Origin of the sequence: Microbacterium lacus (assembly GCF_039531105.1) — a bacterium.
Classification (GTDB): Bacteria; Actinomycetota; Actinomycetes; order Actinomycetales; family Microbacteriaceae; genus Microbacterium; species Microbacterium lacus.
The window spans coordinates 338,839-352,080 of sequence record NZ_BAAAPK010000001.1 but is presented as its reverse complement, the minus strand read 5'-3'; the positions used below and the strand labels follow the sequence as shown (position 1 = coordinate 352,080).

Here is a 13,242-nt window from a genome sequence, read left to right as displayed (position 1 = left end):
GGCGAGCCGCGATCGGCGCTAGATGTCGAGGAACCGGACGTCCTTCGCGTTGCGCTGGATGAACCCGCGGCGGGACTCCACGTCTTCGCCCATCAGGATCGTGAAGATCTCATCGGCCGCGGCCGCGTCGTCGATCGTGACCTGGCGGAGCGTGCGCGTCTCGGGATCCATCGTGGTCTCCCACAGCTCCTTCGCGTTCATCTCGCCGAGACCCTTGTAGCGCTGGATGCTGTTGTCCTTCGGGATGCGCTTGCCCGAGGCGATGCCCTCGGTCAGCAGCGCATCGCGCTCGCGATCGCTGTACACGTATTCGTGCGGCGCGTTGGACCACTTGATCCGGTACAGCGGCGGCTGCGCGAGGTAGACGAAGCCCGCCTCGATCAGACCGCGCATGTAGCGGAACAGCAGCGTGAGCAGGAGCGTCGTGATGTGCTGGCCGTCGACATCGGCATCCGCCATCAGCACGATCTTGTGATACCGCGCCTTCGTGATGTCGAAGTCCTCGCCGATGCCCGTGCCGAAGGCCTGGATCATCGCCTGCACTTCGCGGTTGCCGAGGGCGCGGTCCAGCCGCGCGCGCTCGACGTTGAGGATCTTTCCGCGCAGCGCCAGGATCGCCTGCGTGTGCGGGTCGCGTCCCTGCACCGCGGAACCACCGGCCGAGTCGCCCTCCACGAGGAAGATCTCGCTGATGGAGGGATCCTTCGAGGTGCAGTCCTTGAGCTTGTCGGGCATGGCCGCGGACTCGAACACGCTCTTGCGACGCGCGGTCTCGCGGGCCTTACGGGCGGCGAGCCGCGCGGTGGCGGCGTCGATCGCCTTGCGGATGATGTTCTTCGCCTGGACCGGGTTGCGGTCGAACCAGTCGCCGAGCCGATCACCGACGACCTTCTGCACGAACGCCTTCGCCTCCGTGTTGCCGAGCTTCGTCTTGGTCTGTCCCTCGAACTGCGGCTCGGAGAGCTTGACCGAGATCACCGCGGTGAGTCCCTCGCGCACGTCGTCGCCGGAGAGGTTCTCGTCCTTCTCCTTGAGGAGGTTGTTCGCGCGCGCGTACTTGTTCACGAGAGTGGTGAGCGCGGCACGGAAGCCCTCTTCGTGCGTGCCGCCCTCATGCGTGTTGATCGTGTTCGCGTACGTGAAGACGTTCTCGGTGTAGCTCGTCGTCCACTGCATCGCGACTTCGAGGGCGATCTTGCGCTCGGTGTCTTCGGACTCGAAGTCGATGACCTCGTCGTTCACGTGCTCGGCCTTGCGGACCTTGTTGAGGTACTCGACGTAATCCACGAGTCCGCGCTCGTACAGGAAGCTGTCATTCCGCTGCTGCAGCACGACCTGTCCCGGCTCGATCTCCTCTTCGTACGCCGAGTCCGCGCGCTCGTCGCGCAGGTCGATCCGCAGTCCCTTGTTGAGGAAGGCCATCTGCTGGAAGCGGGTGCGCAGCACCTCGTACTCGAATTCGACGGTCTCGAAGATCTCGGCATCCGGCCAGAACGTGATCGTCGTGCCCGTCTCGTCACTGGGCTCGGCGCGCTCGAGCGGGGCCTGCGGCACACCGCCGCCCCGATAGGACTGACGCCACACGTAGCCCTGTCGACGGACCTCGACTTCGAGCCGATTCGACAGGGCGTTCACGACGGAGGAACCGACACCGTGCAGGCCGCCGGAGACGGCGTATCCGCCGCCACCGAACTTGCCGCCGGCGTGCAGGACGGTCAGCACGACTTCGACCGTGGACTTGCCCTCGGTCTTGTGCATGTCGACGGGGATGCCGCGTCCGTTGTCGACGACGCGGACGGCGCCGTCGGGAAGGATCGTCACCAGGATCGTGTCGCAGTAGCCGGCGAGGGCCTCATCGACGGAGTTGTCGACGATCTCGTAGACCAGATGGTGCAGACCGCGCGGCCCCGTGGAGCCGATGTACATGCCGGGGCGCTTGCGCACGGCCTCGAGCCCCTCGAGGACCTGGATCTCGTCGGCGCCGTACTCGACGTGGGTCCGTTCGGCTGGCAGTGGTTCCGTGGAATCCTCTTCGGGTCGCTCGGGCAAGCTGTCAGCAGTATCGGACGTCATCTTCTCGGTGCGCTCCACATCGTGTTCCGGGGCGGTTCCAGTCTATCAAGGAACCGCTCTCAGACCAGCCTCTCCGCCTCTGTGGCGCGTTCTTTTCCGCGTCGAGGGGACGGGACGTGTCCTACCCGTAGGTATCGCGCGGACCACGCCCTGGAGTCGTTCTGGGACCCCATTTCCAGGAGGGGACGTCGGGCCCGATGAAGCGGATGCCGTCGACACCGGCTTCGGGGAAGCGACGCACGATCTCGGAGAGGATCTGCGAGCGCATGATCTGAAGCTGCTTCGCCCATGCGGTGGAATCGGCCTGGACCGTGAGGGTGCCGTCCACGAAAGCCACGGGATTCGTGTGCCGGGCGGTCTCCTCGCCGGCCACCTCGTCCCACGTGCGCACGACATCCTCTCGCGCGAGCTGCGAGTCCCACCCCGCCTCTCGCGTGAGCGCGGCGAGGACATCGGACACCCCGCGCGGGTCGCGCCCCGCGGTGAACGGGACGTTCTCGTCATCGTCCGTGCGGCGTCGCTTCTTGCGGTACGTCCGGGCCGACGGCTCGAGACCACGCAGCCGCAGATAGGTCGCGATCGTCTCGGGCACGGCGCCCTCGCCGGTGGGATCAGGCATGAGGATCCTCCAGGATGCGCCCGGACTCCACCCGGACGACGCGCGCCCGAAGACCCGCCGGGACGTCCTCGCCCACGGCGGCGGTGACGATCACCTGTTCGAATCCCGACGCGAGCGCGGCGAGTCGCGCTCGACGGTCGGCATCCAGTTCGGCGAACACGTCATCGAGGATCAGGACGGGATCGCCGAGACGGGACTCGGCACGCAGCAGTTCGGCCGAAGCCAGCCGCAGCCCGAGCGCGACGGACCACGACTCCCCGTGCGAGGCGTAGCCCTTCACCGGGAGTCCGCGCACCCGCAGCACCAGGTCGTCGCGGTGGGGTCCGACCAGGGTCAGTCCGCGTTCGAGCTCTGCCGCACGCCGGAGGGCAAGGGCCTCGCGGAACTGCTCTGCGATCACACCGGCCGGCGCGGCGTGCGCGGGCTGTGCGTCCTGCTCTTCGGGGTCCTCACCGCGCACCGACAGGGCCCACTCGAGCTGCGGCGCGTGATCGGCACCGGCGATCGCGGTGTACGCCGCCGTCATCGGCGCGGAGAGATCGGCGGCGAGAGCCAGCCGGGCCTGGATGAGTTCACTGCCGAGCGCGACGAGTTTGTCGTCCCAGACGTCGAGCGTCGAGAGCTGATCCCCGCGGATCCCCCGGGCGCGCGCGGATTTCAGGAGTGCGGAACGCTGCTTGAGGACGCGGTCGTAATCGCCGATCACCCCTGCGAAGCGGGGTGATCGTTGCACGAGCAGCTGGTCCATGAACCGTCGACGCGCGGACGGATCGCCGCGCACGATCTGCAGGTCCTCCGGGGCGAACAGCACGACCTGCGCGTACCTCGGGAGCTCGGCGGGCTTCACCGCCGCGCCGTTCACGCGGGCCTTGTTCGCACCCTGCCGGTTGACCTGCGCCTCGAGCAGGACACGGCGTTCGCCGTGCGCGAGACGCGCGCGGATGATCGCGTAATCCGCGGAATCCCGCACCATCGGCGCATCGTTCGAGACCCGGTGCGAGCCGAGCGTCGCGAGGAAGCCGATCGCCTCGGCCAGATTCGTCTTGCCCTGGCCGTTGCGGCCGACGAACACATTGGGACCGGCATCCAGAGCAACGTCGGCTTCCGCGTAATTGCGGAAGTCCACGAGGTTCAGATGCTCGACGATCACGGTACGACCCTAATCGCGCCCACCCCCGCGGCCGATCGCGGAGGCTGCGGTCAGCGCAGCAGCAGGTTCGGCTGCAGGAGGTACTTGAACGACTCGCCGCCGGCCTTGTCGACCGAGGTCTGCGGGGTGATCAACACGGGGCTGAGCTTGTTCGCGTTCTCGCTCGAGGTGAACGTGATGCGGACGAACTCGCTGCGCACGGCGCTGAGCGACTCGAGGAGGTACTGGGGGTTGAGCCCCAACGTGACGTCCTCGCCCGTGAGGTGCGCGTCGACCGATTCGGTCGCCCGAGCCTGCTCGGTGCCGGACGCGTCCATCGAGACGCTGTCGGTGGTGAACGTGAAGCGGAGCGGCGCCGACCGGTCGAGCACGAGGGCGACGCGACGGACCGCCTCGGCGAGCTCGGCGGTGTTCAGGACCGCGTGGTGCTCGGTCTGCTCGGGGAACAGGCGCCGAACCGGCGGGAAGTTGCCCTTGATCAGCAGCGAAGTGACGGTCTTGTTGCCCGCGGTGAAGGCGATGATCTCGCGATCACCCGATCCGGAGAACGCGATCGAGATGTCGCCGCCGTGCGCGAAGGTCTTGCCGACTTCGGTGAGGGTGCGGGCCGGGACGAGCGCGGTCGTCGGTTCGTCCGATGCGCTGGTGCCGCCGTCCCAGGGGATCTCGCGCAGAGCCACGCGGTAGCGGTCGGTCGCGACCAGGCTCAGCTGGGTTCCCGACACTTCGAGCTGAACGCCGGTGAGGACCGGAGTCACATCATCGCGGGACGCCGCGAAGGCGACCTGTGCGATCGCGGTCGCGAAGTCCTCGGAAGGAACGAGACCCGTGTCGCCGGAGACCTCGGGGATCGCGGGGTATTCCTGCACGGGCATCGAAGCCAGCGTGAACCGGGCCGAGCCGCAGGTCAGCAGGATCCCGCCGTCGTCGTCGACCTCGATCTGGATCGGCGCGTTCGGCAGGCGGCTCGCGATCTCGGAGAGGAGCCGGCCGTGGACCAGGATCGTGCCGGGCTCGTCGACCGTCGCCTCGATCGTGGTGCGGGCGGATGCCTCGTAGTCGAACGCGGCGAGAGACAGTCCCGCATCGGATGCTTCGATCAGCACGCCCGCCAGGATCGGCTGCGGGTTGCGCTGCGGCAGGAGCTTGACGACGAACGACACGGCTTCGCTGAACACATCGCGATTGACGTGGAACCTCACTGGCGCTCCCTTGACATCGGCTTGGGCTCTCCCATGCTAGTGCCCTGCGCGCCGGCGCCTTCAAGGCGGTCGCAGACCGTCCGCCGACATCGTCAAGGTGATCGAACCCTTTCCCCTTAACAATTTCTCTGTCATCTTCTTAACGCCTGTGGGAACTGTGGATAAGTCGGTGGACACCTGGCGAGACACGGGAACTACACGCGTGTGAGTTGTGGAACCGCTGAGGATGGATTCGTGCACGGGGCGGAGGCGACGACCAGGTCGGCATCCGCCATCCACAGCCTCGGCGTCGTCCGCTCACAACGTTTCCGCAGCTCTGCGGAGTTATCCACAGGTTTTCCACACTGTGTAGAACCCGTCGGGAGGGTCGACCGACATCCCTGAGCGGGCATGGGAGAGCGGTGAGGGAACGAACGCCGTCGGATCGGCGTCGTGAGGGGGTCAGCGCGAGTTGCGGCCGAGCTGTGCGGTGATCTCCGAGACCTGGTTGTAGATGGAGCGACGCTCCTTCATGAGGTCGCTGATCTTCTTGTACGCGTACATCACGGTCGTGTGATCTCGATTGCCGAACAGCTGGCCGATCTTGGGCAGGGACAGGCTCGTGCGCTCACGGCAGAGGTACATCGCGATCTGCCGGGCGGTCGCGACGGCTTGCGATCGGCTCGAGCCGTACAGGTCGTCGACGGTGAGCTTGAAGTACGCCGCCGTCGCCGTGATGATGTCCGTCGGCGAGATCACGTTCGCGTCGTCCTGGTCGACGATGTCCCGCAGCACGGTCTGAGCGAGCGAGATGTCGAGAGTCGATCTGTTCAGACTGGCGAACGCCGACACCCGGATGAGCGCTCCCTCGAGCTCGCGGATGTTCTTGGACACGACGGTCGCGATGTACTCGAGCACTTCGTCCGGGATGTGCAGACGTTCGGACTGGGCCTTCTTGCGCAGGATGGCGATGCGCGTCTCGAGGTCGGGGGCCTGAACGTCGGTGATGAGGCCCCACTCGAAGCGGCTGCGCATGCGGTCCTCGAAGCCCGTGAGGTGCTTGGGCGGCACGTCGCTCGTGATCACGACCTGCTTGTCGTGGTCGTGCAGCGTGTTGAACGTGTGGAAGAAGGCCTCCTGGGTCTCGGCGCGACCCTGCAGGAACTGGATGTCGTCGATCAGGAGGATGTCGACGTCGCGATACCGCGCCTGGAAAGCCGATCCCCGGTTGTTCGCGATCGAGTTGATGAAGTCGTTCGTGAACTCTTCGCTCGAGACGTAGCGGACCCGGATGCCGGCATACAGGCTCTGCGCGTAATCGCCGATCGCGTGCAGCAGGTGCGTCTTGCCGAGCCCGGAGTCTCCGTAGATGAAGAGCGGGTTGTACGCCTTCGCCGGCGCTTCGGCGACGGCGACCGCGGCTGCGTGGGCGAAGCGGTTGGACTGGCCGATGACGAAGTTGTCGAACGTGTACTTCGGGTTGAGCCGTGTGTCGCTGCGGGGCGAGGCGGATGCCGGTTCGAAAGGCTCCTCGAGAGGAGGGCGCGTGGGCGCGGAGGGCGGTTCGGCCGCCTCGGGCGCCGGCTGCGCGGAGCGCGAGTAGGCCAACTCCGGGTTGACCACGACGCGGAATGCCGTGGCGGAGGGGTCGTGCTGCTGATCCTGGTCGACCCGGGTGAGCGCTTCCATGATGGGGGCGCGCATCCGCTTGTTGATCTGCGCCGCGGTCAGGTCGTTCGGCACGTCCAGGTACAGCGTTCCGCCCATGACGCCCTGCGGGACGGCGAGGCTCAGGAATCCCTGCAGCTGAGGGGTGACGCGGTCATCGCCCGCGAGTTCATCGAGCACGGCGGACCAGACGGGAACATCTGGAATCTCGTGCGATGACATGGTCCCCCCGGGAGAATTGACGCAGGCCAGGATTTCCGACGGAGATCGTCACGCCGAACCTGTGGATAACTGCCCGAGCCACGCTAGTCAGCGGCCGCCGCGGGAGCAAACTCCACTGTAGGACCGCACCGCGTGTCATTGCCAGGACTGCGGGTATTCCTCGCCATAATGGCCTGTCCGGTCCGGCGGGTTTGAGTTCTCGCGCGCGGGAACGTAACCTTAGTCGGTTGACTTATGCCTTCAGGGCAGTCCCGAATACCCACGTCCCCGGTCAGAGCGTTCCGGAGACACCTGATCCGGAAGTGATCTCATGAGCAAGCGCACGTACCAGCCGAACAACCGCCGCCGCGCCAAGAAGCACGGTTTCCGCGCCCGCATGCGCACCCGCGCCGGCCGCAGCATCCTCTCCGCTCGTCGCGCCAAGGGGCGCACCGAGCTCTCCGCCTGACCTGCAGCGGTGCTCGCGAGGCCGAACCGACTCACCCGCGGAGCGGATTACAAGGCCGTCGTCCGTCGGGGCCGTCGTTGCGCGAGCGCGAACACGGTCGTGTACACCAGCGCAACCGGTGAATCCCGTCCGCCGCGCTTCGGCTTCATCGTGAGTCGGCAGGTGGGATCCGCCGTCGTGCGCAACACCCTTCGTCGCCGGCTCAAGGCGGTGTGCGCCGAGGCGCTGACGGATGTCAGGCCGGGGTCGGATGTCGTGATCCGCGTCCTTCCGCCAGGGCGTGATGCCGACTTCGCCGCGTTGCGCGCCGACGTGACGCGTTGCCTCGCTCGGAGCGGCGCGTGAGCACGCAGACGCTGCCGATGGCCTCCGTCGGCGAGGCGCGCCTCGATCAGTCCGCGTGGATCCGTGCGATTCCGCTCCTGCCGCGCAATTCCGTGTTGAGCTTGCTCCATGGTTATCGTGCGACGATCTCCCATACATATGGGGATGTCTGCAAGTACTACCCGTCGTGCTCGGCCTACGCGGTCGGCGCCGTGCAGCAGCACGGTGCTCTCGTCGGTTCGATCATGGCGGCGACCCGGATCGCCCGCTGTCATCCCTGGGCGGAGGGAGGCGTCGACGACGTGCCCCTCCACAAGAACTTCCGGTACGACCTGACTCCGCGAGGATTCGTCGTACCCCTGAGAAAGGACTGATCCGTGCCGGATCTGATCGGAATCATCCTCTGGCCGCTCAAATGGGCGGTCGAGCTCGTGCTCGTCTCCTGGCACTGGCTGTTCACCGCGATGGGCCTGCCGGCGGCTGCGGGCATCACGTGGGTCCTCGCGATCGTGGGCCTGGTCCTCGTCGTCCGCTCCGCCCTCATTCCGCTCTTCGTCAAGCAGATCAAGAGCCAGCGGAAGATGATGGAAATCGCCCCTGAACTGCGAAAAGTTCAGGAAAAGTACAAGGGCAAGAAAGACCAGCTCTCCCGCGAGGCCATGAGCCGCGAGACGATGGCGCTGTACAAGAAGCACGGCACGAACCCGGCCTCGTCGTGCTTGCCGCTCCTCGTGCAGATGCCCGTGTTCTTCGCGCTGTTCAGCGTGCTCAACGGCGTGCAGACGATCAAGACCGATCCGAACCACACCGGCGTGGGCCTGCTCACCAATGAGCTCATGACCGAGTTCTACAACGCGAAGCTCTTCGGCGTCGCGTCCCTCCACGACACTCTCGTGGGCGCGTGGGAGACCCAGGCCGAGGGCTGGCAGGTCACCGTCGGCATCCTGCTCGTGCTCGTCGTCTTGATGATCGTCTCGCAGTTCTTCACGCAGCTGCAGATCATCTCGAAGAACCTCTCCCCCGAGGCCAAGACCGGCCAGGCGTACCAGATGCAGAAGATCATGCTCTACGTCCTGCCGTTCGCCTTCGTCTTCTCCGGCGTCTTCTTCCCGCTCGGTGTCGTCATCTACTGGTTCACCAGCAACGTGTGGACGATGGTCCAGCAGTTCATCGTGATCCGGAACATGCCCACGCCCGGTTCTGAGGCGGCCAAGATGCGCGAGGAGCGCCTCGCGCGCAGGGGCAAGGCGATCGACTCGTCCGGCAAGATCATCCCGCTCGAGAAGTACCAGGCCGAGCAGCAGCGACTGTTCGAGGAGGCAGAACGCGCGCGCGCCGCCGCCCCCAAGCGTCAGCAGCCGGTCGGTAAGCAGCGTGCCAAGAAGCAGGCGCAGAAGTCGGGTGATGCGGGTACGAAACCCGGTGGGTCGACAGACCCCGCCACCGGCACCGCCACCTGACCCACCGTCACTCCCGTCACTCAGGAACAGCCATGACTTCTGACATCACGTCTCCCGCGTCCACTCCCGAGCGCGCCGCCGCCACGGTCGAACAGCTCGAGCAGGAGGGCGACGTCGCCGCCGACTTCCTCGAAGAACTGCTGGACATCGCCGACATCGACGGTGACCTCGCCCTGGATGTGAAGTCGGGTCGCGCGTACGTCTCGCTCGAGTCCGACCAGCCGGGGTCGCTCGCACTCCTTTCCAACCCGGATACCGTCCAGGCTCTGCAGGAGCTGACACGTATCGCCGTGCAGAACCGGACGGGGCGCTTCTCACGCCTGATCCTCGATGTCGGAGGATCGCGTGATCAGCGCCAGCGTGAACTGGAGACGCTCGTCGACCGCGCGATCGCCCGGCTCGAAGAGGGTGGCTCGACGCAGGCGTCGCTTCCCGCGATGTCCAGCTACGAGCGCAAGCTCGTGCACGACATCGTCGCGGACCGCGGCTTCACGTCCGAGTCCTACGGTGAGGGCGCCGACCGGCACACGGTCATCAGCCGTGGCTGATGTTTCACGTGAAACACCGGATCCCGAAGTGACCGCGGGCGTCGAGGAAGAGCCGGCGGTCGCTGAGCGGATCTTCGGCGATCGCATCGACCTCGCACGCGCCTTCACCGCCGCGCTGGCTGCGCACGGCGAGGAGCGCGGCCTCATCGGTCCCCTGGAGCCGCCGCGACTCTGGACCCGGCACGTGCTGAACAGCGCGGTCACTGCGCCGCTGTTCTCCGGCCGTGTCGGTGATGTCGGGTCCGGAGCGGGTCTGCCGGGACTCGTGCTCGCCATCGCCCGTCCCGACGTGGAGTGGGTTCTCATCGAGCCGATGGAGCGACGCGTCGCCTGGCTCACCGAGCAGAAGGACGCGCTGGGTCTGGACAACGTCGACGTGGTGCGGGCTCGAGCAGAGGAATGGAGGCGTGGTCCTGTGCTGGATGCCGTGACGGCCCGTGCCGTGAGCGCACTCAAGACACTGGTCCCCCTCACCGCTCCCCTCGTACGCGACGGTGGCGAATTGATCCTCCTCAAGGGGGCGAACGCCGCACTCGAGATCGCCGGAGCCGAGAAGGCGCTTCGCAAGTACCGCATCGCGAACGTGCGCGTCGAGGTGGTGGGTCAAGACCTCCTTGCCGAACCCACCCGGGTCGTTCGCGCGACGGTGCGCTGACCGACACCCGTTTCACGTGAAACATCCCGTCGGCACCGTCTCGTTCGAGCCACGTCAGGACCGGCGGCTAGAGTGGAAGACCATGTCCGGAGAAGCGCGAAAGAGAGGTTGTTTCACGTGAAACATCCTGAAAACGCCGATTCGACGGCATCCTTCTCGCTCGACGACAGCCCCATCGCCCGGGAACTCGCTGATCTGACCGCCCGTCGTCGCGTCCTCGATTCCGTGACCGTCCGGCTCAGTGGCCGGACGCGTGTGATCACGGTGTCGAACCAGAAGGGCGGGGTCGGGAAGACCACCACGACCGTGAACATCGCCGCGGCGCTCGCATCGGTCGGTGCGCGCGTTCTGGTGATCGATCTGGATCCGCAGGGGAACGCCTCCACGGCGCTCGGTGTGCCCCACACCGCAGACATCCCCAGCATCTACGACGTCCTGATCGACGATTTCCCGATCGCCGACATCGTCCAGACGAGCCCGGAGTCGACGAATCTGCTGTGCGCGCCGAGCACGATCCATCTGGCCGGCGCCGAGATCGAACTCGTCTCGCAGGTCGCGCGCGAGCACCGCTTGCGGACCGCGCTCGACGAGTATCTGGCGAATCTCGACGAGCGTCTGGACTTCGTCCTCATCGACTGCCCGCCGTCGCTCGGTCTGCTCACGATCAACGCTTTCGCGGCCGCCGACGAGCTGCTGATCCCGATCCAGTGCGAGTACTACGCGCTGGAGGGCCTCAGCCAGCTGCTCGGGACCGTGCGGATGATCCAGAAGCACCTGAACCCCCGCCTCCGTCTCTCCACGATCGTGCTGACGATGTACGACGGGCGCACCCGTCTCGCGCAGCAGGTCGCGGAAGAGGTGCGGTCGCACTTCCCGCAGGAAGTCCTCGGGACCGTGATCCCGCGGTCGGTGCGCGTCTCGGAGGCCCCGAGCTTCGGCCAGACCGTGATCGCGTACGACGGGGCGTCAGCCGGTGCCGTCGCCTACCGTGAGGCGGCGGTGGAGATCATCCGTCGCGATACGACGGACGGCCGCGCAGTGGACGGCGCGAACGAGGAAACCCACGCGGATGCCGCAGCGCGGCATCCCGAGAACGTCGGCGCAGCCGCCGAAGGAGAGAACTGATGGCCAAACGCACCGGACTGGGAAGGGGGATCGGCGCGCTGATCCCCACGAGCGAGACGTCTTCGGAGTCGCGTCCCGTCGACGTCTTCTTCCCGGGTGCTCCCGAGGATGAGGCCATTGAGGTCGAGGCGGCCGCGGAGGAACTCGTCACCGTGCCCGGCGCGCGCCTGCAGCAGATCGATCCGCATGCGATCGTGCCCAACCCACGCCAGCCGCGGACGAACTTCGACCCGGATGACCTCGCCGAGCTCGTGCACAGCGTGCGGGAATTCGGCGTTCTGCAGCCGGTCGTCGTCCGCGAGGTCGGCGACGGCACGTATGAGCTGATCATGGGTGAGCGTCGTACACGCGCCGCGCGTGAGGCCGGACTGGAGTCGATCCCCGCGGTCATCCGCGACACCGCCGACGAGCATCTCCTGCGCGATGCGCTCCTCGAGAACCTGCACCGCTCCGAACTGAACCCGCTCGAGGAGGCGTCGGCCTACCAGCAGCTGCTGTCGGACTTCGGGATCACCCAGGAAGAGCTCGCGACCCGCATCGGGCGGTCGCGACCGCAGATCAGCAACACGATCCGGCTGCTCAAGCTGCCGATCCCGGTGCAGCAACGCGTCGCGGCGGGCGTGTTGAGCGCCGGCCATGCGCGGGCGATCCTGTCGCTCGAGGACGCCGACAGCATGCAGCGGCTCTCGGACAAGATCGTGAACGAGGACCTCTCGGTGCGCGCGGCCGAGGCCGCGGCCAAGGCGCCGGAGTCGGGTCCGACACGACCGAGACCTCAGGCCGGTGCCCGCCGAGCGCACCTCGACGAGGTCGCGGAACGGCTTGGTGACCGCTTGAGCACTCGCGTGAAGATTTCGCTCACCGCAAGAAAAGGCCAGATCATCGTGGATTTCGCGAGCATCCAGGACCTCAACCGCATCCTCGAGGAGATCGGCGAGTCCGGCTACTCGCAACTCTGAGGCCCGGCTGTCCACGTCCCGGGCAGCGCACCGGAAATCCGACGTACGCTGGATTGATGGCGACGCACGACGAGAACCCGCGCAGACGCGCGAGCCTCGAGCTCCTTCGCGCGGAAGCCGCGGACGAGCTGTCGGTCCTCGTCGACGAGCGGCTGCGCGCGGGTGAGGATCCATGGGACTTCATGGAGGATCTGCCGACCGTCGACGAGTTGGTCGTCTTCATCCTCCGCGCGGAGAACATCGCCGCGAACGGCGGCGCGCGACCGAACTCGTCCCGGCACTACCGGGTGCTGCGGCAGATCGCGTTGGACTACCCACCGCTGACGAAGGCGGTCTGGCGCCTGATCGGCGACGAGACCACCCATCGGCGCTGGGACGCCGCCCGCACGGACGCGTCGTAGCGGCATCCGATCGCACGAAAAAGCCCCGATGAGACCGTGATCTCATCGGGGCTTCGATATTCGAGGATCAGCCGAGGTAGGCGGCGAGGTCCTGCTCGATCGCGAACTTCGGCTTCGCACCGATGATCGTGGTCTCGACCTCGCCCTTGTTGAAGACCTTCATCGCCGGGATCGACGTGATCTGGTACTTCATCGCCAGATCCGGGTTCTCGTCGACGTTGAGCTTGAGAACGGTGATCTTGCCCGCGTTCTCGGCCTGGATCTCGTCCAGCACGGGGGCGACCATGCGACAGGGGCCGCACCAGGCCGCCCAGAAGTCCACGAGGACGGGGCCCTCAGCCTGCAGCACGTCCTGCTCCCAGGTCGCGGATGTCGTCGCCTTGGCGGTCATGTCATTTCTCCTTGATTG

General features: G+C 66.6%; 15 protein-coding genes. 9 read left to right on the top strand and 6 right to left on the bottom strand.

What is annotated here, in order from left to right; translation table 11 throughout:
• Positions 1-18 precede the first annotated feature (18 nt).
• From gyrB to dnaA, 5 genes are all read right to left on the bottom strand, one after another.
• Positions 19-2,073 (bottom strand): DNA topoisomerase (ATP-hydrolyzing) subunit B, encoded by a 2,055-nt coding sequence (gene gyrB, locus ABD197_RS01700; RefSeq protein ID WP_344055775.1) that lies wholly within the window; start codon positions 2,071-2,073, stop codon positions 19-21.
• A gap of 121 nt (positions 2,074-2,194) precedes the next feature.
• A complete protein-coding gene (locus ABD197_RS01695; RefSeq protein WP_344050948.1) occupies positions 2,195-2,692 on the bottom strand; it encodes a DciA family protein in 498 nt (165 codons plus the stop codon).
• Complete coding sequence (gene recF, locus ABD197_RS01690) at positions 2,685-3,842, bottom strand: DNA replication/repair protein RecF (protein WP_344050946.1); 1,158 nt, start codon at positions 3,840-3,842, stop codon at positions 2,685-2,687. The genes ABD197_RS01695 and recF overlap by 8 nt, the downstream gene beginning before the upstream one ends.
• Positions 3,843-3,892: 50 nt before the next feature.
• On the bottom strand, positions 3,893-5,044 hold the full coding sequence (gene dnaN, locus ABD197_RS01685) for a DNA polymerase III subunit beta (RefSeq protein ID WP_344050944.1): 1,152 nt from the start codon (positions 5,042-5,044) through the stop codon (positions 3,893-3,895).
• 441 nt (positions 5,045-5,485) lie between these two features.
• Complete coding sequence (gene dnaA / locus ABD197_RS01680) at positions 5,486-6,913, bottom strand: chromosomal replication initiator protein DnaA (protein WP_344050942.1); 1,428 nt, start codon at positions 6,911-6,913, stop codon at positions 5,486-5,488.
• 310 nt (positions 6,914-7,223) lie between these two features.
• Here dnaA and rpmH point away from each other — a divergent pair, with 310 nt between their 5' ends.
• From rpmH to ABD197_RS01635, 9 genes are all read left to right on the top strand, one after another.
• Positions 7,224-7,361, top strand: coding sequence for a 50S ribosomal protein L34 (gene rpmH, locus ABD197_RS01675; protein WP_344050940.1), 138 nt, complete (start codon positions 7,224-7,226; stop codon positions 7,359-7,361).
• Between the two features lie 9 nt (positions 7,362-7,370).
• Positions 7,371-7,706, top strand: coding sequence for a ribonuclease P protein component (gene rnpA / locus ABD197_RS01670; protein ID WP_344050938.1), 336 nt, complete (start codon positions 7,371-7,373; stop codon positions 7,704-7,706).
• Positions 7,707-7,723: 17 nt separating this feature from the next.
• A complete protein-coding gene (gene yidD, locus ABD197_RS01665) occupies positions 7,724-8,059 on the top strand; it encodes a membrane protein insertion efficiency factor YidD (protein ID WP_344055774.1) in 336 nt (111 codons plus the stop codon).
• 3 nt (positions 8,060-8,062) lie between these two features.
• Positions 8,063-9,145, top strand: coding sequence for a membrane protein insertase YidC (yidC, locus tag ABD197_RS01660; protein WP_344050936.1), 1,083 nt, complete (start codon positions 8,063-8,065; stop codon positions 9,143-9,145).
• Positions 9,146-9,177: 32 nt separating this feature from the next.
• Positions 9,178-9,693 (top strand): Jag family protein, encoded by a 516-nt coding sequence (locus ABD197_RS01655; protein ID WP_344050934.1) that lies wholly within the window; start codon positions 9,178-9,180, stop codon positions 9,691-9,693.
• A complete protein-coding gene (gene rsmG, locus ABD197_RS01650) occupies positions 9,686-10,348 on the top strand; it encodes a 16S rRNA (guanine(527)-N(7))-methyltransferase RsmG (protein ID WP_344050932.1) in 663 nt (220 codons plus the stop codon). The genes ABD197_RS01655 and rsmG overlap by 8 nt, the downstream gene beginning before the upstream one ends.
• Before the next feature lie 117 nt (positions 10,349-10,465).
• Positions 10,466-11,473, top strand: coding sequence for a ParA family protein (locus tag ABD197_RS01645; protein ID WP_344050929.1), 1,008 nt, complete (start codon positions 10,466-10,468; stop codon positions 11,471-11,473).
• On the top strand, positions 11,473-12,432 hold the full coding sequence (locus ABD197_RS01640) for a ParB/RepB/Spo0J family partition protein (RefSeq protein WP_344050926.1): 960 nt from the start codon (positions 11,473-11,475) through the stop codon (positions 12,430-12,432). The genes ABD197_RS01645 and ABD197_RS01640 overlap by 1 nt, the downstream gene beginning before the upstream one ends.
• Before the next feature lie 56 nt (positions 12,433-12,488).
• Entirely contained in the window at positions 12,489-12,833 is a 345-nt protein-coding gene (locus ABD197_RS01635; protein WP_344050924.1) for a tryptophan synthase subunit alpha, read from the top strand.
• Positions 12,834-12,900: 67 nt separating this feature from the next.
• Here ABD197_RS01635 and trxA read toward each other — a convergent pair whose 3' ends face one another.
• Positions 12,901-13,224: a thioredoxin gene (gene trxA / locus ABD197_RS01630; RefSeq protein WP_344050922.1), complete on the bottom strand. Its 324-nt coding sequence runs from the start codon at positions 13,222-13,224 to the stop codon at positions 12,901-12,903.
• Between the last annotated feature and the right edge of the window lie 18 nt (positions 13,225-13,242).

What these genes read in the sequence shown, in the direction of transcription:
- ABD197_RS01640 (WP_344050926.1), top strand. Translation starts at nt 11,473, where the DNA reads ATGGCCAAACGCACCGGACTGGGAAGGGGGATCGGCGCGCTGATCCCC.
- ABD197_RS01635 (WP_344050924.1), top strand. Translation starts at nt 12,489, where the DNA reads ATGGCGACGCACGACGAGAACCCGCGCAGACGCGCGAGCCTCGAGCTC.
- ABD197_RS01655 (WP_344050934.1), top strand. Translation starts at nt 9,178, where the DNA reads ATGACTTCTGACATCACGTCTCCCGCGTCCACTCCCGAGCGCGCCGCC.
- ABD197_RS01695 (WP_344050948.1), bottom strand. Translation starts at nt 2,692, where the DNA reads ATGCCTGATCCCACCGGCGAGGGCGCCGTGCCCGAGACGATCGCGACC.
- gyrB (WP_344055775.1), bottom strand. Translation starts at nt 2,073, where the DNA reads ATGACGTCCGATACTGCTGACAGCTTGCCCGAGCGACCCGAAGAGGAT.
- dnaA (WP_344050942.1), bottom strand. Translation starts at nt 6,913, where the DNA reads ATGTCATCGCACGAGATTCCAGATGTTCCCGTCTGGTCCGCCGTGCTC.
- yidD (WP_344055774.1), top strand. Translation starts at nt 7,724, where the DNA reads ATGGCCTCCGTCGGCGAGGCGCGCCTCGATCAGTCCGCGTGGATCCGT.
- trxA (WP_344050922.1), bottom strand. Translation starts at nt 13,224, where the DNA reads ATGACCGCCAAGGCGACGACATCCGCGACCTGGGAGCAGGACGTGCTG.
- rpmH (WP_344050940.1), top strand. Translation starts at nt 7,224, where the DNA reads ATGAGCAAGCGCACGTACCAGCCGAACAACCGCCGCCGCGCCAAGAAG.